This is a genomic window from Salmonella sp. SSDFZ54 (assembly GCF_004010735.1).
GTDB lineage: Bacteria > Pseudomonadota > Gammaproteobacteria > Enterobacterales > Enterobacteriaceae > Salmonella > Salmonella enterica.
On record NZ_CP034819.1, the window covers coordinates 4,295,499 to 4,317,070 of the forward strand.

The following is a 21,572-nucleotide window of genomic DNA, read 5'->3' on the forward strand; positions in this document are numbered from 1 at the left end:
AACTCTCCGTTTGTGATAAGGCACAGATTACAGGGGGAATGATGTTTATTTTAACCATCTGTTTAAGCGGTGTCCGCTAATCTTTACCTGCTCAAATACATAATCACCCCTGTGACTCTCGCGAGGTGTAACATATGGTAAAATGCGTATCTTCTTTCCTCCTGTTCAGCCTGTTGTCCGTTCAGGCAATGTCAGCTGAAAACCATATTGATCTCCACCAGCCAAAAGACTTTGTCGATATTACTACGGTCGCCCCCGACGTACAGGTAGACATGCGATACTTCACTTCCCATAACTTTATTGGTCGCCCCATTAAAGGCTATAACGCGCCTGTTTGCCTGTTAACACGACCAGCCGCGAACGCAGTGAAGCAGGTCGCCGATCGTTTACGCCCCTTCGGACTTACCTTAAAAATATATGATTGCTACCGTCCGCAAAGCGCAGTGAACGACTTTATCGCGTGGGCCAAAGATCCTTCTCAAAACCAAATGAAAAACGAATTTTATCCGCAGGTAGAGAAAAATCGTCTGTTTGAGGAAGGTTATCTTGCCGCCAGATCCGGCCACAGTCGGGGAAGTACGCTTGATCTAACGATTGTTCCACTTGACAGTAAAATACCAATATACGATCCCGGACGACCACTGGTGAATTGTACTGCGTCCGCGGCGCAACGCTCGCCAGATAATAGTCTGGATTTTGGTACCGGCTTTGACTGTTTTAGTCCGTTATCCCATCCCGATAATGTCATACTTACCGCTCAGCAACGCGCAAATAGGTTGTTATTACAAACATTGATGCGTGATGCGGGTTTTACGCCACTGGATACTGAATGGTGGCACTTCTCCCTTACTCATGAACCATACCCGAACACCTGGTTTGACTTTCCCGTTAAGCAGAGACCCTGAAACGGCGTTTTGTTGCGAAATCTAATCATTACGCCTGTTGGGAAGCACCATAACAGTTAGCAAATCATTGTTAATTTTAACAACTGATATACACTGCGGTTGCCACCTGCAAGCAGCGCTCAATGAGATCGAATAATGAAAAAATATCAACGTCTGGCGGAGCAAATTAGAGAACAAATCGCCTCTGGCGTTTGGCAACCCGGCGATCGATTACCCTCGCTGAGGGAGCAGGTCGCCAGTAGCGGCATGAGTTTTATGACTGTCGGTCATGCGTACCAGTTGCTGGAAAGTCAGGGACGGATTATCGCCCGTCCGCAATCTGGTTATTATGTCGCGCCGCATCCGGTTTGTCGGTCAGTCGCGACGGCAGCGCACGTTATTCGGGATGAAGCCGTAGATATCAATACCTATATTTTTGAGATGCTGCAGGCGAGCCGTGATACCTCTGTGGTGCCCTTTGCCTCAGCGTTTCCCGATCCGCGTCTGTTTCCCTTGCCGCAATTGAACCGCTCTCTGGCGCAGGTCAGTAAAACCGCGACGGCAATGAGCGTCATCGAAAACTTGCCGCCAGGTAATGCAGAATTGCGCTATGCGATAGCACGCCGTTACGCGCAGCAGGGGATTACCGTTTCTCCTGACGAGATTGTCATTACCGCCGGCGCGCTGGAAGCGTTGAATCTTAGTTTACAGGCGGTGACGGCTCCGGGAGACTGGGTGGTGGTGGAGAACCCCTGTTTCTACGGTGCGCTACAGGCCCTGGAGCGATTGCGCCTGAAAGCGTTGTCGATACCCACCGATGTTAAAGAAGGTATCGATCTTATGGCGCTGGAACAGGCGTTACAGGAATATCCGGTGAAAGCGTGCTGGTTAATGACCAACAGTCAGAATCCATTAGGGTTCACGCTGAGTGCTGAGAAAAAAGCGCGGCTGGTCGCGTTACTCACGCACCATAACGTGACGCTAATTGAAGACGATGTTTATAGCGAACTCTACTTTGGCCGCGAGAAACCTCTGCCTGCCAAAGCATGGGATCGCGACGATACCGTGTTGCATTGTTCATCTTTTTCCAAATGTCTGGTTCCCGGTTTTCGCATTGGCTGGGTTGCGGGAGGAAGCCATGCCAGACAAATTCAGCGTTTGCAGTTAATGAGCACATTATCCACCAGTTCCCCCATGCAATTGGCGTTAGTGGATTATCTCTCGACACGTCGATATGACGCGCATCTGCGCCGATTGCGAAGGCAGCTTGCCGAACGTAAACAGCAAGCCTGGCAAACCCTTTTGCGCCATCTCCCGGCGGAAGTAAAAATTCACCATAACGATAGCGGTTATTTTCTTTGGCTGGAGCTACCTGAGCAGCTTGATGCCGGTGAACTTAGCGCCAAAGCGCTTGAACACCTTATCAGTATCGCGCCGGGGAAAATGTTTTCAACGTCCGGCGCCTGGACGCGTTTCTTTCGTTTTAACACCGCATGGCATTGGGGAGAACGGGAAGAACAGGCCGTAAAACAGCTTGGCAGCCTGATTCGCGAGATGCTGAGCGCTAAAAGCCTTGTGTGAGGTGGAATGCGTGTCAGCTCACAACCTGACTAAATTTCCCGAGTGTGCCGGGTGAGCATCTGGCGCGCCGTCTATTTTTAGGAAAGCGGCGGCCCGTTCGCCGGAAATCGATTAATGACGATATGGGAAAATGCTATGCAATATCAATTACTGATTAATGGCGTGCTGGTGGACGGCGAGGGAGAAAGGCAGTCTGTTTATAACCCGGCGACAGGCGAGGTCATACTTGAGATTGCGGAAGCGTCGCCCGCGCAGGTTGACGCCGCAGTGCTGGCCGCCGATAGCGCGTTTGCCGAATGGGGGCAGACCACACCCAAAGCACGGGCGGAATGTCTGTTAAAACTGGCGGACAGCATCGAGCAAAACGCCCTTGAGTTCGCCCGGCTTGAATCGCAAAACTGCGGTAAGCCTTTGCACTGCGTAATTAATGATGAAATTCCGGCAATCGTGGATGTCTTTCGCTTTTTTGCCGGCGCGGCCCGTTGTTTGAGTGGGCTGGCGGCGGGCGAATATCTGGAAGGACATACGTCGATGATCCGCCGGGATCCGATTGGCGTGGTTGCCTCTATCGCGCCGTGGAATTATCCGCTCATGATGGCGGCCTGGAAGCTGGCGCCAGCGCTGGCGGCAGGTAACTGCGTGGTGATTAAGCCTTCTGAAATCACGCCGCTGACGGCGCTTAAACTTGCCGCGCTGGCGAAGGATATCTTTCCGCCGGGGGTGCTCAATGTCCTGTTCGGACGAGGGCAGACTGTTGGCGATGTATTGACCGGTCATGAAAAAGTACGCATGGTCTCTTTAACCGGTTCTATCGCGACCGGGGAGCATATTCTGCGCCATACTGCGCCAGCGATAAAACGTACGCATATGGAACTCGGTGGTAAAGCCCCGGTGATTGTTTTTGATGACGCCGATCTGGATGCAGTGGCGCAGGGCGTCCGGACTTTTGGTTTCTATAATGCCGGACAGGATTGTACTGCGGCGTGCCGTATATACGCGCAGCGCGGTATCTATGATGCGCTGGTCGAAAAGCTAGGGAACGCGGTGAGCAGCCTAAAAATGGGCGCGCCGGAGGATGAGTCGACAGAGCTGGGGCCGTTAAGTTCGCTGGCGCACCTGAAGCGCGTCACAGCGGCTGTAGAGGAGGCGAAGGCCCTCAGCCATATCCGTGTGATTACTGGCGGAAGTCAAACGGAAGGTAAAGGTTACTATTTCGCTCCGACGTTGCTGGCAGACGCAAAACAGGAAGATGCCATCGTGCAACGCGAAGTCTTCGGCCCGGTGGTCAGTATAACCGTCTTTGATGATGAAGATCAGGTTCTGAGGTGGGCCAACGATTCTCGCTATGGTCTGGCATCCTCCGTCTGGACTCAGGACGTCGGGCGGGCGCACCGGCTTAGCGCCAGATTGCAGTATGGCTGTACCTGGATTAATACCCATTTCATGTTGGTTAGCGAGATGCCGCATGGAGGGCAAAAACAGTCGGGATACGGCAAAGATATGTCATTGTATGGTCTGGAAGACTACACCCTTGTCCGCCACATCATGGTTAAGCATTAAGGATCATTTACTGTTCAGAAAAATCGTGAAAAAATAGGCGGGTGTCGGCGGAGAGGGGGACCTCCCCGCCAACATGCGCAGCAAGTACTCAAAGGTTGAACACCTCAAGCAAACCAGCCGAATCTCAACGAGATCAGACCCAAAAGTCCTGCAGCAGCAAAGACATTAATCAGCACGACGGTTTTACTGGAAACATTCATTTTCGCCACCTTTCATCATAACCCCTATGGGTATAGTACGGGTTGGCGAGATCCGCAATAATACGTAAACAGGATATTCTGTGAGCGGAGCCGTGCATTGAGAACGTTTTGCTGTCAAGGCTGATAAACCTTGATGTGTGTCAAATAAAAAGAGCATATTGCGCGCGTTTTTTCCTCTGGTTGGCGCGGATGCCTGATATGACCCTCTTTCAAAAGATATTAATTTTTTACGCCGTCATGGCGGTGATATCATCCCTGATCACCTGGTTTTTGACTCATGACAAAAAACGAATTCGTTTCCTGAGCGCCTTTTTGGTTGGCGCGACATGGCCGATAAGTTTCCCCGTCGCATTGCTGTTTTCGCTTTTCTGACTTCAAGCCCGATACAGGTTACCGGGCATGGTTTTTCCGCCAGGTCAGGCTATCAGGGCAATTAATTGCGCTCTGTCTACGTCGGTAACGTCCTGCGGATGCCGATATCCTGCGTTCTCATTGGCCAGGGTATACAGCGCAACAAGCCAGTCATAGACATAGCGGCTGGCGGCGTGAACGGGCTGTTCGTCAAGCTTTGTTAGACGCAACATTGTCGAACGCGGCGTTGCGGCGAAAATGGCTGCGCCTTTCTGAACGCGGCTGGCCGGGCGTTGGGCCTCCTCGATATTTGCGTAGCCGAGCCAGGCGATGAAGTTACCAATGATGGCATGAAGCTGCGCGCCGCTAACCTCCTCGCGCTGCATGGTTTTCTGTAACTGCTGAGGTAAACCGAGGCGATAGCTGGCGGTAATTAAAATCTCCGCCACGGCGTTGAGCATCTGCGGTTCCAGTCCCAGACGCTGCGCATTATCCCGGCAGTGGGCCCACTGGCGCAGATGATTGATCCACATTTTGTGCGCCTGGTAGCCTGTTTCATGACCTTCTGACGCTGAAGCGCGCGTTGGTTCGTCGGCAAAGAGATCGATCGCGTCATTAAATAAACCGCTGACCTGTTCTTCTCGCGACTGTCGGGTGCGCAGCAACGCTTCGAAGTTCTGTACCGGCGGTAACAGCCCGGCCAGCAGGTCGCCATGTCTGGCGGCCTGGGCCTGAAGACGCCGGATCACGGTTTCAACCGGTAGCCGCGCGTCATCAAACATCGGTAACAGATCGCGCACGCGGCCTCGCAGTTGTTCGCGTAACGCCTGTAAGCGCGCCTGTCGCTGTGGTGCCGATGTCGCCTGCGATAACCACTCCACCAAACGCTGCATACTGTGTTTATCCAGCGCCTGCAACGTTCCCCAATGCACGCCAGGTTTACCCATCAACTGCTGGACGGCTTCATCCAGATTTTGCTGGGTGGCAAAACGGGCATCCTGTGGAGTAATAGCCCAGACGACGCCGGGTAACGCTGATTCATGCTGCGGCTGCGTGGCGTTAACCCACTCCAGTAAGTGACGGGCGGCGGCGGATGTTTGCGAGCGAGATGCCAGAGCATTGCAAATCACCAGAACATCGGGCTGTACCTGCTGACGGTAATGGGCCAGCATCCAGCCTAATTTCGCCCGCCATAACGGATGAGGATGACTGTCTGGCGCGACCGGAATATCCAGTAAATCAACGTTATCCAGTACGCTGTTTTCAACGGTTAGCACCAGTTCGCGGGTAAGCAGCGCCAGAGAATCAAGCGAAAGGCTGACCGCATTGAGCAGTCGGCCTTCCTTAACCGGATGCACCACCACATCGCTTTGCGTATCGCTGGCGGTTAGCGCCATTTGCGTCAGGAAGTTTTCCGCCGGTAAGCCAAAATGATCGACCAGCAGGCTGAGCGGCGCCGCCAGTTCCCCGGCATGGCCGGTTTGTTGCAACATATGCGCCAGCGCCAGCCATTGCTGGGTGATCTCCGGCTGCTCTCCCCACAGTAATGCCCAGGCGTGCGCCCGTGTCGTGAGATCCAGCGCAGGCAAGAGCGAGGCAAAGTGTTGCCATGTCGCATCATCAATATGTTGTCTGGCGGACGGAAGACAAGAGCGCCAGAAACTCGCGATGGTCGCTACCTCTTCAGCGGTAACGCCGGGGACGGGCTGCGGTTGGCGAAGCGATTGCCATTTCTCCAGGCGTGATGTGATAATGGATTTTTCGACCTGGCGACAAACGGGGGACGAGCTGGTCCAGGCAATAAAGATCTGCACCAGTTCGGCTTCACTGATCAAGCGCAGGCGCAACGGCCAGCCGCTCTCGTTTGAAAAAATGTCGCGCGTAAAGCGAATAGCCATATTCGCTGGCGCATGACCCGGATTGATGTGGCTGAAATAATCATAGTCACGGTCCGGCGTGATAATTTCCAGCTTGCCATTCTCGTTACCGCATAGCGTCGTTAACAGATGCGCTTTTGCGGATTGCGCATACCCGTACAGACCGACGCAGCCATGTGATGCGCAGGCGGCGTTGAGCGCTGACTCATCCGCCGCGGCAAGCGTAAGTTGCGCCAGCAGAGCGTCGGCTTCGTCATCCAGTCGCGTTGCGTAACGGCGCGTGTTGTTAACCCACTCGATAACAGCCTGGGTGGCGTTTAACGGTTTTGTCATTTCAGGTATACACTCCCGCTATCTATCCAGTAGTGGCTGCCGCTGTGGCGACGGTCAGCCAGCGTATTCAATTTTAATGTCAGCGCATCGGCGGCGACCGGCGTCCCGTCCTGGAGCCAGGCATCACTTAATATGAACGATTCCGGAGCGCTATCTTTACTACTGCCGCGTAATTTCAGTCGCACATTCAGTACGCCGTCGCCAGCGATGGTTTTCGCCAGTTCGGCGGAATTAATGCTCAGGCAATAGAGTGGGGTTGCCGGCCAGCGACTGTTCGCCAGTTGACGAAAGCCCAACGTCACGTTGCCGCGTAGCGGAAAATGCAGGCGAGCGTCCAGCGTCGCGCCGGGTTTATCCAAATCGATCTCGTGATACCAGATGTTTTCATCGCGAAGGGTATTAACGGTATTATCCAGTACGCCAAGATAACGCACAGTCGAATACGCGCCGATATCAGCCGCTTTAAAATTGAAACGCGGTAGACGTAAGTCCAGCGCCAGGCTGCATAACATCGCGCCCACCGCGGCAGTGGATTTTGGATTACCGATACGCCCTTGTTGACTGAAGGGATACCATTCATGTACCTGATACTTATCCATCCACACAATGCGATTAACCGGCACCGGTTGTAAGTGCCGGATGAGCGCCTGTACGCCGGGTAAGCAGGTCGGTCTCCCCGTCACCAGCAAGATATCGCAGTGATAGTGGGATATCGCTTCGCAGACCGCATGAAGCGGCGTTGTCAGCGTAAACTGACCGGCCAGCAGAGCCTCCTGAAGCTGGCTAAACTGGATTTGCAACGGCACATTGAATATATCAAATGTCGGCGAACCAGACGGTAAGGCATGATCGATCGCCTGCTGGATATAGTTCATCACGTTGCTCGTTGGGCGGCGGATCAGCAGATCGCCAAATGTTGCATGTAAACCAGCAAACGGATCGTTAATGTCGCTTTGCTCCCAGGCGGAAAGTACCGCGTGGCCCAGCGGCATAAATAATTGCAGCGCCGTTTGCTGGCGCAAAATGGCCTGAGTATCAATTCGTCCCGAATCGCCAAATAAGGTCGCCAGCAGGGCGGCGGCATCCGTAACGCCTGCCCGTTGCAACGCCGTTTGCAGGGAAGGGAGTACGCAACGCTGAATGATATCTAATAGCAGATCGTCCCCGGCGACTTTAAAACCTTCGCGAAACAGGAGATGAGGCGTAATTTTTACATTGGCCCCCACGCCGTCATCTAACTGATAGTGAACGATCGCCATATCCGTCGTGCCGCCGCCGATATCAATCGATGCCACGCGCAACGCGCGCCCGGGGACGAGGCCGGGTTCAGGCTGGCGATCCGGTCTGGCCAGCGCATTAAAAAAGGATTCGGTACGCCCGGCGTAATGCGAAATGGCTTCGTTATAAAGCCATACCAGTTGGCCGCAACTTGCTTCGTCCCATTCCATCTGTATTTCTGGTACCGGCACCACGCTTTTTTCACGCTGCTTAGGCGTGGTGAAATCCTCATCCTGCGGATGCCAGCCCATGGCTTTCCAGACCAGCGCCAGCGCTTCAAACATTCGCTGGCGGAAAATTTCTCGCTCCTGTTTCGGCATGGCGGAAGGCAGCGTTAAAATCAGGGTGCGTAGCTGGCGCGGCGAGGCGGGAAAGCCGAGCCGCAGCCGGGTGGCGACGCTGTTAATTTGCCCCAGCGCCTGAGCCAGAATTTCGCACAACATATGCGTCATCAAGGTGCTACGGCTGTATTGCGGCGAAAAAACCGGTAGCCTTTCTTCATGCGGCAGGCGGAATAACGGCTGTCCGTCGTCGTTCATCAGATTCATCAGCGGAAACGCGGTGGCAAGCGGTTCGCGCTGCGTTTTACCGTGGATCTGGCTAAAGCGCCAGTCCTGCAAGGCGGGGGTTTCATCCCACAGGTAGCGGCGCGGGCTGGAGATGCCGCTGCTGCCTTCGGTGCCCACACGCTGCATAGCAAGGGCGCGAGCCTCGTCGCCCACACGCACAATGGAAGGCCAGACAAAAGCGTCGTCTCGTCCGCTTTCGACAGAAAAGTGTTGCTTGCCAAAGCGCGCTTCTGAGAATTCCACCCGGCTGGTAAATAAAGGATCGTTCAGATACTGCGGCTCGCTTAAAGAACGCACCTGAAGCTCTGCCGTCTGGCGTAACCCGTCATTCGCATCGCCATGATCCTCGATCAAGACGCCGCAGGTATGCGTATTGCCGACATCCAGAATCAGATCGACCGGGATTGCGGGCGTGCTTAACGTATGTGTCACAAACTTTACTTCCGGCACCGTAAGCTGTTCGCCTAACAGCGTCAGTAAATTCAACCAGTGCGCCTGATACTCAAAGCTACGCAGCGCTTGTTGTATGGCCTGTTCCGGACGGTTTTCCACCTGTGAGGCATACTGAAGAAACGACTCGCGCAGCCAGCCGTCAATCCATGTCTGGTCAAGAAAATCGGCAACTTCTTCATCGCGCCAGGCGAGCGCAAAACGTGTGCCATTGAGCAGATCGTTTTCGCAAGGCGCCAACGCCGCAGGCATATTTTTTGCCAGTTGACTGTCGAAGGCGAGGGTGATGCGGTGTGTGTTTCCGGCGCTATCTGGCTCGCTGAGTTTACGTACCTGAATGCGCGCCCAGTTATCCGGCCCGTCAATAAAGGTACGCGGCGGATTAAAACGCAGGAACGGCAGGGGGAGCCATATTCCGTCGAGTACATCCAGAGAATAGTGCAGCGTCTGAGTGCTTTCCGGTTTCACGACTTCGGGTTGGCCGCCAGCACGTCCTGGCAACGTGTAGCGCCCGCTGGTCAGATCAAAATCGAGGCGCAGTAGCGGGCCGTTTGCCGTTTTGCGCACAAAACGTCCGTAGTGGGCCGACTCTTGCGGCGTTAAGCCAAAATCAAGAAACTGGACGCCGCTGTTTGCAATGAGCGTGACGCTCTGTTTGTAATCACACAGATTGACCAACATAAAATCAGGCACCTATCTTTTTAAACGTCAACGGAATTGCCGCGTGGTCGCCATAACGGGCGGTACAGGTTGCGACGTCATTGACGCCTGCTTTACAGGTAATTTCCGGCATCGGATAACGTGAACCGTCGGTGCAGCGCGCATTGCCGCGACTTTTAATCATCAGCTCGCCCGTTTGATGCAGACCAGAGAAAATTTCCGCCCGACAAACCACGTTATCGCCATGTACTACGCGCGCGATGCCTTTGTTATTTTGGATCTGATAACGCAGAGAGGGCGGCTTGCCGGTAATCGGATCTTTGACATCCACACTGACGCGCCAGCTACCGTTTAAAAAGCGCGTGGTTCCAAGCTTCATCTGCGTACTGTCCATTACCAGCGCGTCTTTGGGGATAGCGGCAATGATAACAGGCGCTTCCGGCAGCGGCGCCGCTTTGGGGGCGGGCGTCACCTCAGCGCGATGCAGCGGCAAATGCGCGGTGAGTTCAGGCAAGGGGGTAACGTCAGTTTTCGCGGTAGCGACAGGCGCGGCGCGAACAGGAGAGGCCCCGTCAACGGATGAAGATGGCCAGAAAAAAGGCGTGGCGACGGCGGCGATAACCACGGCAGCGACAGGTAAGCTCCACAGCGGTAGGCGGCGAGCTCTTTTCGCCTCAGCGACCGGGATGGGTGTGGCCGGCTTCGGCTCGCTAACGATAACGGGCGGCGCAACAGGTTCCTCCGGCATTTTCGGCGGCTCAATGACAGACGTTAACAAGGGTTCATCCGCCTGACTAAACGCCGCCTCTACCAGCGGCTTTTCTTCGGGCTCCGGCTCGACCAGAGGGATGTCGGGGATTGCCTCGGTTACCCGCAGGCAGTCCAGCACATCATCGCGTGTATTTTCGTTGAGATTAACGAATCCCCAGAAGGTGATAACCGGTTTGCCGTTAACCAGGAAAACATGATTTTCGCCGGGAAATTGCGTCGCTTTCTCAAGTAGCGACCCAAATAGCTGGAGCGCTGTTTTACCGGATTGCAGACTTTTGCGACTGAGTGCAGCCGCGCTTTCAAAAGTGCTGGCTAAATAACGTAAAGCCCGAGAACGTGTCTCTTCGTCAGCCGCTTTCCACGCTATCGCCTGACCTTCAATCGGCGAATACCAGTCAACCCGATCGCCATTATCGTTAAGTTGCGGAATCGCCAGACAGTCAACCATCGCCTGCTGTTTACGCAGACGAAGCGTTTCGCGAATTTGCAATGCTGATTCAAATACGGCCTGACCGCCGCCGCCCACGGCCTGATAATCATCCAGATTGCCGCTGCGCAAGAGAGATTTTGCCACGTTGTTATCCCTTAGACTTCTTCACGCGTCTACTTTACGGGGTCTATACGCAAGCAAACGGCGGAAGAAAGGCAAAAAGGCGCGAATTCTCGGTCTATTAAGCCCCGTGTTTCCACTTGACGTAAGTTAAATCAGGGTGGCGGCGGCGAATTACCGCATCGGGCGACAATAACGCGTATAATAGGCGAATCATGCTGTTACAGAATAAAGAGTAGGAGAGCTTATGTCGCACCTGGAGGAAGTGAGCGCCCGCGTGGATGCCGCCATCGCGGAGAGCGTAATTGCCCATATGAATGAATTGCTGATTGCCTTGAGCGATGACGCTGAATTACGTCGCGAAGATCGTTATGTGCAGCAGCAGCGCTTACGCACGGCTATCGCGCATCACGGCAGGCAATATCAAGAAGATCGGGACGCGCGCCGCGAGCAGCTCACCAAAGGCGGCACGATCCTGTAACCCATTAAAACTGGCGCTTCGCAATCAGCCATGCGCCAATGACCAGCAACAGCGCGCCAAACGCCGGCCCGACCATTGCGCGTAACGTGACGCCGTGGCTACGCGCGATATCCAGCGCCAGTCCGCCGATTAACTGGCTGGCGACCAGTACCGCGATAGTCGTCGCGGCGCCAACGTTCTGATACCCGCTAATGCTGGCAAATACAAAAAATGACCCCAGCAGACCGGGGATCAATGTCCACCAGCGCACGCTGGCGACCAGCTCGCCGAAGCCCGTAGCGCCTTGCTTAAACCACAATATCGTCACAAATAAAACGATCCCTACCAGCGAGTTCAACAGCATAGCGATCAGAATCGTCGATGATGTCTGCGTAATACGCACCATAATACTGTTTTGTACCACCAGCCCGACGCCGGCGGCGATCAAAAAGATAAGCGTCAAAGACTGGTTCATCAGCAGGCGTCCGGCGCGGCGTGTTCATCAAGCTGGAGCTGCATAAACGTAAGATCTAACCAACGGCCAAATTTTACGCCGACCTGCGGCATTTGCGCGGTAACGGTAAATCCCAGCGAATGATGCAGGCGTATCGAGGCGGCATTCTGTGACTCAATACCGGCCACCATCACATGCTTGCCGCAGCGTCGGGCTTCATCGATCAGTCTGCTGAGCAGTTTTCGCCCCAGTCCTTTCCCCTGGTGCGCCAGATGAACATAAACCGAGTGCTCGACGGTATAGCGAAAACCGTCGAAACTGCGCCAGTCGCCAAATGATGCATAGCCAGTCACCACGCCATTTTCTTCGCTTACCAGCACCGGATAGCCCAGTAATTGACGGGCCTCATACCAGGCAAGGCGATTATCCGTATCGACCGTCCGATCGTTCCAGATGGCCGCAGTATGTAATACCGCATGGTTATAGATTTCGGTAATCGCGGCGCAGTCTGCTTTATCGGCAAAGCGAATCGTCATAGGGAACCCCAGGGAATGTTTATGATAGTGTTAGAAATACTATTGAAGGCGGCATAAATCAACGAATTAGCGCAAGAATTCATATTTAGCGAGAGGGGGAAGAAAGTCGTTCATAAAAGAGTCCCTCGGTGAAAGCCGCCTGATATCTGAGAGTGTTTAACTCCCTCAGAAAGCTAATGTTCGACTATTATTGATGGATTATGCCAGGCATGAGGAGAATAGAATGAAGCAACAGACCAACCGAAATCGTCGTTGGGTTTTGGCCTCGCGTCCCCACGGCGCGCCGCAGATGGATAACTTCCGCCTCGAAGAAGATGACGTCGCGACACCCGGTGAAGGGCAGGTGCTATTGCGAACCGTTTTTTTATCACTCGACCCTTATATGCGTGGCCGCATGAGCGATGAACCCTCTTATGCGCCGCCTGTTGAACCTGGCTGCGTTATGGTTGGCGGTACGGTCAGTCGCGTTGTCGCGTCAAACCATCCTGATTACCGACCAGACGAATGGGTGTTGAGTTACAATGGTTGGCAGGATTATGACATTTCAGATGGCGAAGGGTTGGTAAAGCTGGGTGATAATCCGCAACATCCTTCCTGGTCGTTGGGAGTTTTAGGGATGCCGGGGTTTACCGCCTATATGGGGTTACTGGATATCGGCCAGCCGAAAGAGGGCGAAACGCTGGTTGTCGCCGCCGCCACCGGCCCCGTAGGCGCAACGGTTGGGCAAATTGGCAAGCTGAAGGGCTGCCGGGTCGTGGGTATTGCTGGCGGCGCGGAAAAATGCCGTCATGCGACAGACGTTTTGGGATTTGATCTGTGCCTTGATCATCACGCTGATAATTTCCCACAACAGCTTGCGCAGGCCTGCCCGCAGGGTATCGATATCTATTATGAGAATGTCGGCGGTAAAGTCTTTGACGCCGTCTTACCGCTACTGAATACGTCGGCGCGAATTCCGCTCTGCGGTCTGGTCAGCGGCTACAATGCGACAACGTTGCCGGACGGTCCAGACAGACTGCCGCTGCTGATGGCGACATTACTTAAAAAGCGTATTCGCCTGCAAGGTTTTATCATCAACCAGGACTATGGTCACCGGATACATGAGTTTCAGCAAGAAATGGGGCGTTGGATTAAAGAAGGGAAAATACATTACCGGGAGCAGATTACTGATGGGCTGGAAAATGCGCCAGAAGCGTTTATGGGGCTGCTGGCGGGGAAGAACTTTGGCAAAGTCGTGATACGTTTAGCGGACGATGCGTAAAGAAAAAATGGCGGCATTATGTCGCCATAAAAATGTGCAAATTTTAAAATTCCGGCTTTACTTATATTCATCATTCAGATCGCGGTGGGGCAGCTTATCTCCCTCAGCGGCCTGAACCGGTCAAAAATCTCGATACATGAAGGAATGACGGAGATAAAACGGTTGCCATAAAGAAACCTGTATTGTTGTAAAAGATGAGAATATCACGCAAGTAAATTATCACTTTTATTTATTTGGCCGTTCAGGCCTGGATTATCTTTTTTACAATTAAGTTCCGAAACTTCTTCGGGACTCGATTGCGATGTTGTTCTGCCAAGAGGTGAAGGAAGGAAAATGCCGGGTACGGAAAAAACACAACATATAAGCCTGACCACACAGGTTGAAAATCGGTTAAAGCATCAATTGTCTATTGGCGCATTAAAACCAGGCGCAAGGCTTATCACTAAAAATATCGCTCAAGAGTTAGGCGTCAGTATTACGCCGGTGCGTGAGGCCCTGTTAAGGCTGGTCTCTTCCAGTGCTTTGGCGGTGGCGCCAGCACAGGCGTTTATGGTGCCGGAGATCTCGCTGGAAAGTTTGCTGGAAATTAATACGATTCGTACTGCCCTGGAGGAGATGGCGGTGGTCGCCGCTGCGGGTAAGATTACTCCGGATCGCGAGCAGACGCTGAATGCGCTATTAGATGAATTTCAACAGGCGCTGGAAAGTGGCGTTATGGAGAAAATTCTTTTGGCCAACCGCGCATTCCGCTTTGAGATCTACCACTACGCGGATATGCCAACGCTGTATGCCATGATCGAGCAATTATGGGTACGCCTGGGGCCAAGCCTGCATTTTTTATATGATAATTTTAAACTTGATGATTATCAAAACGGCGTTAATCTGTACAGAAAATTGCTTAATGCGTTAGTGACTGGTGATAAAGAAGCCAGTCGCCACTGTCTACAGAACGTTTTGCAACAAAACGTAGCGACGATTAAAAATCAGTACTTCATGTAACCTTCATGCAACTATGACTTATCAATAGCGGGGATTCCCCGCTATTGCCGGATATTTATTCAAATTGCCATGCCAGATTAATCCCCACGCCATAGTTACGCCCTGGCGCTGGCTCATAATATCGGCCATTAGATTCATTAACGATCACCGAACCGATATATTCTTTATCAAATAGATTATCTACCCGCCCAAAAATATCGACGGTAAGCTGACTGTAATTAAATTTATACCCTGTATTTAGTCCAACAACGGTATACGAAGGCGCTTTGGCGGTATTTTCATCATTGGCCATGATATCGCCCATATAGCGAACGTCTGTTCCGGCGTACCACCCCTCATCCGGGATAAAACCTAATGAGGCGAATCCCATATTACGGGCGATGCCGGGCATCCGGTTTCCATCACAGTTTTGCCCCTGACAAACGTTACTGCGATAGGTCGCATCCAGCCAGGTCCATGATGCTTTCACCCGCCAGTCGCCGGCGAAGCGCTGGTCCAACGCGAGCTCTGCGCCCTGGCGGCGCGTTTTGCCCGCGTTTTTGTAGGTAGTGCGTCCTCCCATACTACTGGCGACAACAATTTCATCATCGGTATCGGTTTGAAATAACGCGGCGGTCAACAAGCCATTGCCAATCCGCGTTTTACTGCCGACTTCCACCGTATCATTGGTCGACGGTTTGAGGTCAAAGTTGAACCCACTTTGGCCGTCAGCGCGATAAGAAAGCTCATTGATAGTGGGAGTTTCAAATCCGCGACCGGCAGCAAGATAGAGATTCCAGGCGTCAGTTAACGCATATTTTAGCGATCCGGCGGGTAGCCAGTGGTGATAGCTGGCGTCGCCGCTGTCATCGCCATTGCCGGGCGCGATATAGTGATCGTTAGAATCGAACCACACGGAACTGTAGCGCACGCCAGCATCCAGCGAGAGTTTTTGCGTAAGCTGCCACTGGGTTTGCAGATAAGGATCGACATTCCACATCAGGTTACGCTCATCCCGCCGTAAATCGCCTTTATGCCCAAACTCAGGGGTGCCGTTGTTGAGACGGAAATTATTGTAACCCTTGCGGTTTTCGCTCATATTTTCATAGTTTACTCCGCCAGTGAAGGTGATCGGCACACCTAATTCTCCCCGGTGAGTCCAGCGGGAATCAATGCCCTGATAGTGGCGTTGCAGTGTAATTACGCCGCCAGCCTGAGCAGGTTTTAGCTGTGCCACCAGGGGAATAGACTGGTATTGCGTGGTTTCCCGCTCTCCGGCGTAGGCCATCACGCTGATATCATCCTGCGCGCTGAGCTGACGTTCATAACGCAATCCTGCCTGAGTTTGTTTGATGGTTTTACGCGTATTGTACTGTTCAGCGCGGGGCGCCTGTTGCGGATCGGCTTTCCATTCAGATTCGGTAAGTCCGCCGGGATCGTCCGCCTTAATGTCCACACTATTAAAAATCAGCGAGAGTTTACTGACATCGTCAAGGCGCACGCCCAGTTTGGCATTAGCCAGATTTTTTCGCGCGCCGCTGTGATCGCGGTAGCCGTGGGTGGTGAAACGGGTAGTCGATACCGTGTAATCCACGTCGCCTGGCTGTGTGCCGTCACCCATCGCGCCCGTGGCTTTTAGCCCATAGCGCCAGCTTCCATAACTGCCGTAGTAGCTGCTGGCCTCAAGGGTTGGCGGCTGTCTCCCGGTTTCGGTGGTGACATTTATTACGCCGCCGGAAGCATTGCCGTATAGCGCTGAGAAGGGGCCGCGTAACACTTCAACGTCTTGTATGCTGTTAATATCAATATTCGAAATCTGGCCTTGTCCATCCGGCATGGTGGCGGGAATGCCATCAACATACAGACGAATGCCGCGCACGCCAAAGGCGGAACGCGAGCCAAATCCACGGATAGAGATTTGCAGATCCTGCGCGTAGTTCTGCCGGTTCTGCACCTGCAATCCCGGGACGCTGGTTAAAGACTCAGATAAATTAACGCGCGGCGTCGCCAGACGCATGTCTTCTCCCTCAATGACGCTAACGGCGGCAGGTGTATCCAGTTCGGATACGGTTTGCGGCGTTGCGGTGACTATCATGGTTTGTTCATTGGGCGCGCTGGCGGCCTGAAGGACCGGGGAGAAGGTCAGAGGCAATAAGAGGGCGGGATAAAGTCGCTGTCTAACGGAAATAATTTTCATGAAAATGCCGGATAAATGTAAGCGTATCAACGGAAAACGTGACATTAAGGGTAGTCAATATGTAAAGTTTTGAAATTTTAATCGCACATTAAGTTAAGAAAATGTGCGGTATTTAAGAGCCATGACATTCGCAGGCGAGGAAAAGCTCCACTTTCTGATAAATAATGATTATTATTCTCAACTTATAATAAGTGCGGAACGAAGATCCCGCGCAGCGAAGTAGTGTGAAGCAGCTATACACGTTTTGATCAAAGGGAGTCGTCATGCACTTACGTCATCTTTTTTCGCCGCGCCTGCGTGGTTCTTTATTGTTAGGTTCGCTCCTCGTCGCATCCTCATTTAGCACGCTGGCGGCGGAAGACATGCTGCGTAAAGCGGTAGGCAAAGGCGCTTATGAGATGGCCTGGAGTCAGCAAGAAAACGCGCTCTGGCTGGCTACATCGCAAAGCCGTAAACTGGATAAAGGCGGCGTAGTTTATCGTCTCGACCCGGTGACGCTGGAAATCACGCAAGCGATTCATAACGATCTCAAGCCGTTCGGCGCCACCATCAATGCCGCGACCCAAACGCTGTGGTTTGGCAATACCATTAACAGCGCAGTTACCGCGATTGATGCCAAAACGGGTGATGTAAAAGGTCGTCTGGTACTTGATGCGCGCAAACGTACTGAAGAGGTTCGTCCGTTACAGCCCCGTGAGCTGGTTGCCGATGCGGCGACCAACACGATCTACATTAGCGGTGTTGGTAAAGAGAGTGCTATTTGGGTAGTGGATGGCGAAACCATCAAACTGAAAACGACGATCGAAAATACCGGCAAAATGAGTACGGGTCTGGCGCTCGACAGTAAAGCGCAACGCCTGTACACCACCAATGCGGATGGCGAATTTATCACCATCGATACCGCCAGCAATAAAATTCTCAGTCGTAAGAAGTTGCTGGATGACGGTAAAGAACACTTCTTTATTAACCTGAGTCTCGATACCGCAGGTCATCGCGCGTTTATCACCGACTCGAAGGCGACTGAAGTCCTGGTTGTCGATACCCGTAATGGCAATATTCTTGCCAAAATCGCGGCGCCTGCTTCTTTGGCCGTCCTGTTTAACCCGACACGTAACGAGGCGTATGTGACACATCGTCAGGCAGGTCAGGTCAGCGTGATCGATGCGAAGACCTATAACGTTGTTAAAACGTTCGATACGCCGACGTACCCGAATAGCCTGGCGCTATCGGCAGACGGTAAAACGCTCTACGTCAGCGTGAAGCAGAAATCGACACGTGAACAGGAAGCGACGCAGCCGGATGATGTTATTCGCATTGCTCTGTAAATAGGGTATGGAGGGGGAAACCCCTCCAGTCATCTCTTTAAACGCACCGATACGCCTCGTTACACCCCGCCGATAGCCTGATGATTCTGTGAGAATTACACTGCCTTTTTGCTGTAGTTAACTCATTATATTCACGAGGAAAATATGAAAAAGTTATTTATATGCTCAGGTTTGGGCATGATGTTTTTTATGCTTGCGGGTTGCACAACCAACTATGTGATGACGACGAAGAATGGGCAAACGATCGTAACTCAGGGTAAGCCGCAGTTAGATAAAGAGACGGGAATGACCAGTTATACCGATCAGGAAGGCAACCAGCGGGAAATTAACAGCAATGATGTGGCGCAGTTGATTAAGGCTGACTAAGCATTGGGCGCGATGCGGTGTTGGCGGCAACGCGCATTAAACCCGGCAGGCCTGGGGCTGCCGGGGAAGGGGAATGTTATGTCGCTGCTTCTTCTTTCAATACGACACTCTCTGTCGAATCCGCCGTCACTGGCGCAGTGCGATGGATCTCCGCCACGCGACGTCGCACGCCAAACCAGCCGGCAACCAGCAGAGTGGCGATCAGCGGCAACGAGGCGATAGTGTAAGTTCCATTCGGGTAGTCAAACGCCATGAGTACCAGCACGCTTAGTAAAAACAGCAGCGTTAGCCAGGAGGTAAAAGGCGCGCCGGGCAGTTTAAAACTGACGTCTGCGGCTTTGCCTTCTTTTATCGCCTGGCGTAAACGCATCTGGCACACCATGATAAACGCCCACGACGCGATAATGCCGAGCGAGGCAAAATTAAGAACGATCTCAAACACGCGGGAGGGGACCAGGTAATTCAGGAACACGCCGACCACGTAAACCACCAGAGTCGCCAGAATACCCGCATAGGGCACATGCTGACGGCTCATTTTCGCCATGAATTTCGGCGCGGAACCCCCCATCGACATTGAACGTAAAATTCTCCCCGTACAGTAAAGCCCGGAGTTCAGGCTGGAAAGCGCGGCGGTTAACACCACGATATTCATAATACTGCCGATATAAGGCACGCCAAGTTTAGAAAAGAAGGTGACAAACGGACTTTGCCCCGCCTGGTAGGCGTTCCACGGCAGCAGCAAAACCAGCAATACGACCGATCCTACATAGAAAAGACCAATACGCCAGATCACGCTATTGATGGCTTTTGGCACCATCGTCTGTGGATCTTTGCACTCCCCAGCGGCGGTACCGACCAGTTCAATCGACGCAAAAGCGAACACCACGCCCTGAATCAGTACCAGCGCGGGCAACAGGCCGTGCGGGAAAAAGCCGCCATTATCTGTAATCAGGTGAAAACCGGTGGCATTACCCTCAAGCGGTTGACCGGTACCGAGAAAAATCGTGCCTACCACCAGGAAGATAACAATGGCGAGTACTTTTATCAGCGCGAACCAGAACTCCATTTCGGCAAACCATTTTACGCCGATCATGTTCATGGTACCGACAATGGTTAACGCGCCGAGCGCAAACACCCATTGCGGAACGTCGCCAAATGCGCCCCAGTAGTGCATATATAACGCCACTGCGGTGATATCGACGATCCCGGTCATCGCCCAGTTAATAAAGTACATCCAGCCTGCGACGTAGGCCGCTTTTTCACCCAAAAATTCACGGGCGTAGGAGACGAAGCTCCCGCTGGAAGGGCGATGCAATACCAGTTCGCCCAGCGCGCGTAAAATGAAAAAAGAAAAAATGCCGCATATCAGATAGACCAGCGCCAGTGCCGGTCCGGCCATTTGCAATCGGGCGCCTGCACCTAAAAATAAACCGGTGCCAATCGCGCCGCCGATAGCAATCATCTGAACCTGACGATTCCCCATCGCTTTGTGATACCCCTCTTCATGGGCGTTCAGCCAGCGTCGTTTCGCCGCATGTTGTTCTGCGGCGTGCGTAGTCTGTGTTTTCATTACGTTACCTGTTATAGCCTGTCCTGACAGAAAAATTCCTTATGCCGCGACGGGCGCTCACCAATCGATTGCCTGCAATGGCGAATGCCGCTTTTCCCTGATTCTGTGACAGGGATAAAACCGCCGGCGGAGCATCCTACCTGCAATTGTTAAATGACGCAAAACATACGGAAAGAAGAAAATGAGGATGTCGTGTTTATTTGTGCGGTCAGATGTGGTGCGGTGTGGTCACGATTCAGCCAGATAAGCTTTCAGCACAAATCCGCAGTGATTGCGTTGCGCAATAATTAACCAGCGTTAATCCCTGGTGGGATTTATGGTCATAGATATGACCTCGAACGATAAACCACCTGACGATATTGAAGCAGCATAAGATCAGGCCGTTGCGCCTGTTATTCTCATTTTCTCCTGAAAATGTATGCCTTTGAGCAATTTTGTTGATTGACATATCGTCATAATGAGAGAGGAGTAGGACATATAAAGCTATTGAGCAAAATTTGAAGGAGCAGGATATGCCATATACATCAGTTTCTACCTATGCCAGAGCTTTATCAGGAAATAAGCTACCTCATGTTGCTGCAGGAGATTATGAAAATAAATTATCAACAAAAATCATGAAAGGCATCTTGTATGTGCTTACCGCAGGACTGGCCTACGGATTTACGCGAGTAATTGAACATTATTGCAATGTTACGCCTAAAGTTGATGAGTTCTGTGCCAATGCAGGGAATATCCATAATCACCTTGCAGATGCTGTACGTGATGAACAATTTATTATAGATGTCGAGCTTTCTGATGGTCGGATGTTAACATTCGAACAACTCTCGCTGATGGCTGGACGTGAGCCAATCGTCAGGATATCGGATGGCGAACATACCGTTGAGGTTAAGGGGTCCTTTGAAGATATCTGTATGAGACTGGAAGAGGGCTTTTTTGAGGCGCCAGCGTACTATAATTATGATATTGATGAAAAATATAAAACCGTCAGAGAGCGAATAGCAGAATATAATGCCTTACCTCAGGCATTAGGCGCCATTCCGAGTTTAGAACATTATATCGCTCGGGCCAACAGCATGGGCGAGGCGAAAGTGCAATGGGCGGCCGACATAAAAGATCGTTACCATAACTATTTAGACAAGTATTAAAAAGCGCTTATGTTTAGCCAGTTTTGTTAGAAATCAGACTCGCTGAGCTGGCGTTAAAAATTTTAACACGCCGCTATTTTGGCGGCGTGTCGCAAAGAGATTCTCAGAACCCGATTTCCGTTTGTACGCCAAAATCCCACGTACCTCCGGCGGCTGTAGCCGGCCTGTCTTATTTTTTTCAAAAGTATCCAACGCTATTCCACGGATAGGGTATCC

General features: G+C 52.4%; 18 protein-coding genes. 10 read left to right on the forward strand and 8 right to left on the reverse strand.

All coding sequences use genetic code 11. The annotated features are described in order from the left end of the window. The first annotated feature begins 134 nt into the window (after positions 1–134). From EOS97_RS21340 to patD, 3 genes are all read left to right on the forward strand, one after another. Positions 135–905, forward strand: coding sequence for a M15 family metallopeptidase (locus tag EOS97_RS21340; RefSeq protein WP_000237720.1), 771 nt, complete (start codon positions 135–137; stop codon positions 903–905). A 135-nt stretch (positions 906–1,040) separates the two neighbouring features. Then, a complete protein-coding gene (gene ycdR / locus EOS97_RS21345; RefSeq protein WP_000760692.1) occupies positions 1,041–2,465 on the forward strand; it encodes a GntR family transcriptional regulator YdcR in 1,425 nt (474 codons plus the stop codon). 114 nt (positions 2,466–2,579) lie between these two features. After that, entirely contained in the window at positions 2,580–4,025 is a 1,446-nt protein-coding gene (gene patD / locus EOS97_RS21350; RefSeq protein WP_000158093.1) for an aminobutyraldehyde dehydrogenase, read from the forward strand. Between the two features lie 104 nt (positions 4,026–4,129). On the opposite strand, the gene yncL is transcribed toward patD, so the two are convergent. After that, positions 4,130–4,225, reverse strand: coding sequence for a stress response membrane protein YncL (yncL, locus tag EOS97_RS21355; RefSeq protein ID WP_001103198.1), 96 nt, complete (start codon positions 4,223–4,225; stop codon positions 4,130–4,132). Between the two features lie 198 nt (positions 4,226–4,423). Between yncL and EOS97_RS21360 the strand changes: the two genes are divergently transcribed. Further along, positions 4,424–4,597 (forward strand): GhoT/OrtT family toxin, encoded by a 174-nt coding sequence (locus EOS97_RS21360; RefSeq protein WP_000171943.1) that lies wholly within the window; start codon positions 4,424–4,426, stop codon positions 4,595–4,597. A 44-nt stretch (positions 4,598–4,641) separates the two neighbouring features. Here EOS97_RS21360 and srfC read toward each other — a convergent pair whose 3' ends face one another. From srfC to srfA, 3 genes are read right to left on the reverse strand one after another with little or no spacing between them, the layout of a single operon-like run. Continuing rightward, positions 4,642–6,786, reverse strand: coding sequence for a virulence-associated effector SrfC (srfC, locus tag EOS97_RS21365; RefSeq protein ID WP_000165632.1), 2,145 nt, complete (start codon positions 6,784–6,786; stop codon positions 4,642–4,644). Next, positions 6,783–9,764: a virulence factor SrfB gene (locus EOS97_RS21370; RefSeq protein ID WP_000960823.1), complete on the reverse strand. Its 2,982-nt coding sequence runs from the start codon at positions 9,762–9,764 to the stop codon at positions 6,783–6,785. The genes srfC and EOS97_RS21370 overlap by 4 nt, the downstream gene beginning before the upstream one ends. A gap of 4 nt (positions 9,765–9,768) precedes the next feature. Further along, positions 9,769–11,088 (reverse strand): virulence-associated effector SrfA, encoded by a 1,320-nt coding sequence (srfA, locus tag EOS97_RS21375; RefSeq protein WP_001129950.1) that lies wholly within the window; start codon positions 11,086–11,088, stop codon positions 9,769–9,771. A 223-nt stretch (positions 11,089–11,311) separates the two neighbouring features. Between srfA and EOS97_RS21380 the strand changes: the two genes are divergently transcribed. Continuing rightward, on the forward strand, positions 11,312–11,545 hold the full coding sequence (locus EOS97_RS21380) for a YdcY family protein (protein ID WP_000018720.1): 234 nt from the start codon (positions 11,312–11,314) through the stop codon (positions 11,543–11,545). 4 nt (positions 11,546–11,549) lie between these two features. Here EOS97_RS21380 and EOS97_RS21385 read toward each other — a convergent pair whose 3' ends face one another. Together EOS97_RS21385 and mddA are read right to left on the reverse strand one after the other, a co-directional pair. Further along, the gene (locus EOS97_RS21385) at positions 11,550–11,999 is read right to left on the reverse strand and encodes a DMT family transporter (RefSeq protein WP_001076571.1); all 450 of its coding nucleotides are present in this window, start codon (positions 11,997–11,999) and stop codon (positions 11,550–11,552) included. Next, positions 11,999–12,514 (reverse strand): L-methionine sulfoximine/L-methionine sulfone acetyltransferase, encoded by a 516-nt coding sequence (mddA, locus tag EOS97_RS21390; RefSeq protein WP_000155371.1) that lies wholly within the window; start codon positions 12,512–12,514, stop codon positions 11,999–12,001. Before mddA ends, EOS97_RS21385 begins: the two co-directional genes overlap by 1 nt. A 223-nt stretch (positions 12,515–12,737) precedes the next feature. On the opposite strand from mddA, the gene EOS97_RS21395 reads away from it, so the two are divergent. After that, positions 12,738–13,775 (forward strand): NADP-dependent oxidoreductase, encoded by a 1,038-nt coding sequence (locus tag EOS97_RS21395; RefSeq protein WP_001537891.1) that lies wholly within the window; start codon positions 12,738–12,740, stop codon positions 13,773–13,775. A 333-nt stretch (positions 13,776–14,108) separates the two neighbouring features. Continuing rightward, positions 14,109–14,774, forward strand: coding sequence for a colanic acid/biofilm transcriptional regulator McbR (gene mcbR / locus EOS97_RS21400; RefSeq protein ID WP_001119592.1), 666 nt, complete (start codon positions 14,109–14,111; stop codon positions 14,772–14,774). 55 nt (positions 14,775–14,829) lie between these two features. Here the strand turns inward: mcbR and pqqU are convergent, their stop codons facing one another. Then, entirely contained in the window at positions 14,830–16,950 is a 2,121-nt protein-coding gene (gene pqqU, locus EOS97_RS21405) for a TonB-dependent receptor PqqU (protein ID WP_000692033.1), read from the reverse strand. Positions 16,951–17,213: 263 nt separating this feature from the next. Between pqqU and EOS97_RS21410 the strand changes: the two genes are divergently transcribed. Together EOS97_RS21410 and EOS97_RS21415 are read left to right on the forward strand one after the other, a co-directional pair. After that, complete coding sequence (locus EOS97_RS21410) at positions 17,214–18,275, forward strand: YncE family protein (RefSeq protein ID WP_000550636.1); 1,062 nt, start codon at positions 17,214–17,216, stop codon at positions 18,273–18,275. A gap of 144 nt (positions 18,276–18,419) precedes the next feature. Then, positions 18,420–18,641 (forward strand): YgdI/YgdR family lipoprotein, encoded by a 222-nt coding sequence (locus tag EOS97_RS21415; RefSeq protein WP_000732362.1) that lies wholly within the window; start codon positions 18,420–18,422, stop codon positions 18,639–18,641. A gap of 76 nt (positions 18,642–18,717) precedes the next feature. On the opposite strand, the gene ansP is transcribed toward EOS97_RS21415, so the two are convergent. Beyond that, on the reverse strand, positions 18,718–20,211 hold the full coding sequence (ansP, locus tag EOS97_RS21420) for an L-asparagine permease (RefSeq protein WP_000857114.1): 1,494 nt from the start codon (positions 20,209–20,211) through the stop codon (positions 18,718–18,720). Between the two features lie 512 nt (positions 20,212–20,723). Between ansP and steA the strand changes: the two genes are divergently transcribed. Beyond that, the gene (gene steA, locus EOS97_RS21430; protein ID WP_001147142.1) at positions 20,724–21,356 is read left to right on the forward strand and encodes a type III secretion system effector SteA; all 633 of its coding nucleotides are present in this window, start codon (positions 20,724–20,726) and stop codon (positions 21,354–21,356) included. Positions 21,357–21,572 lie beyond the last annotated feature (216 nt).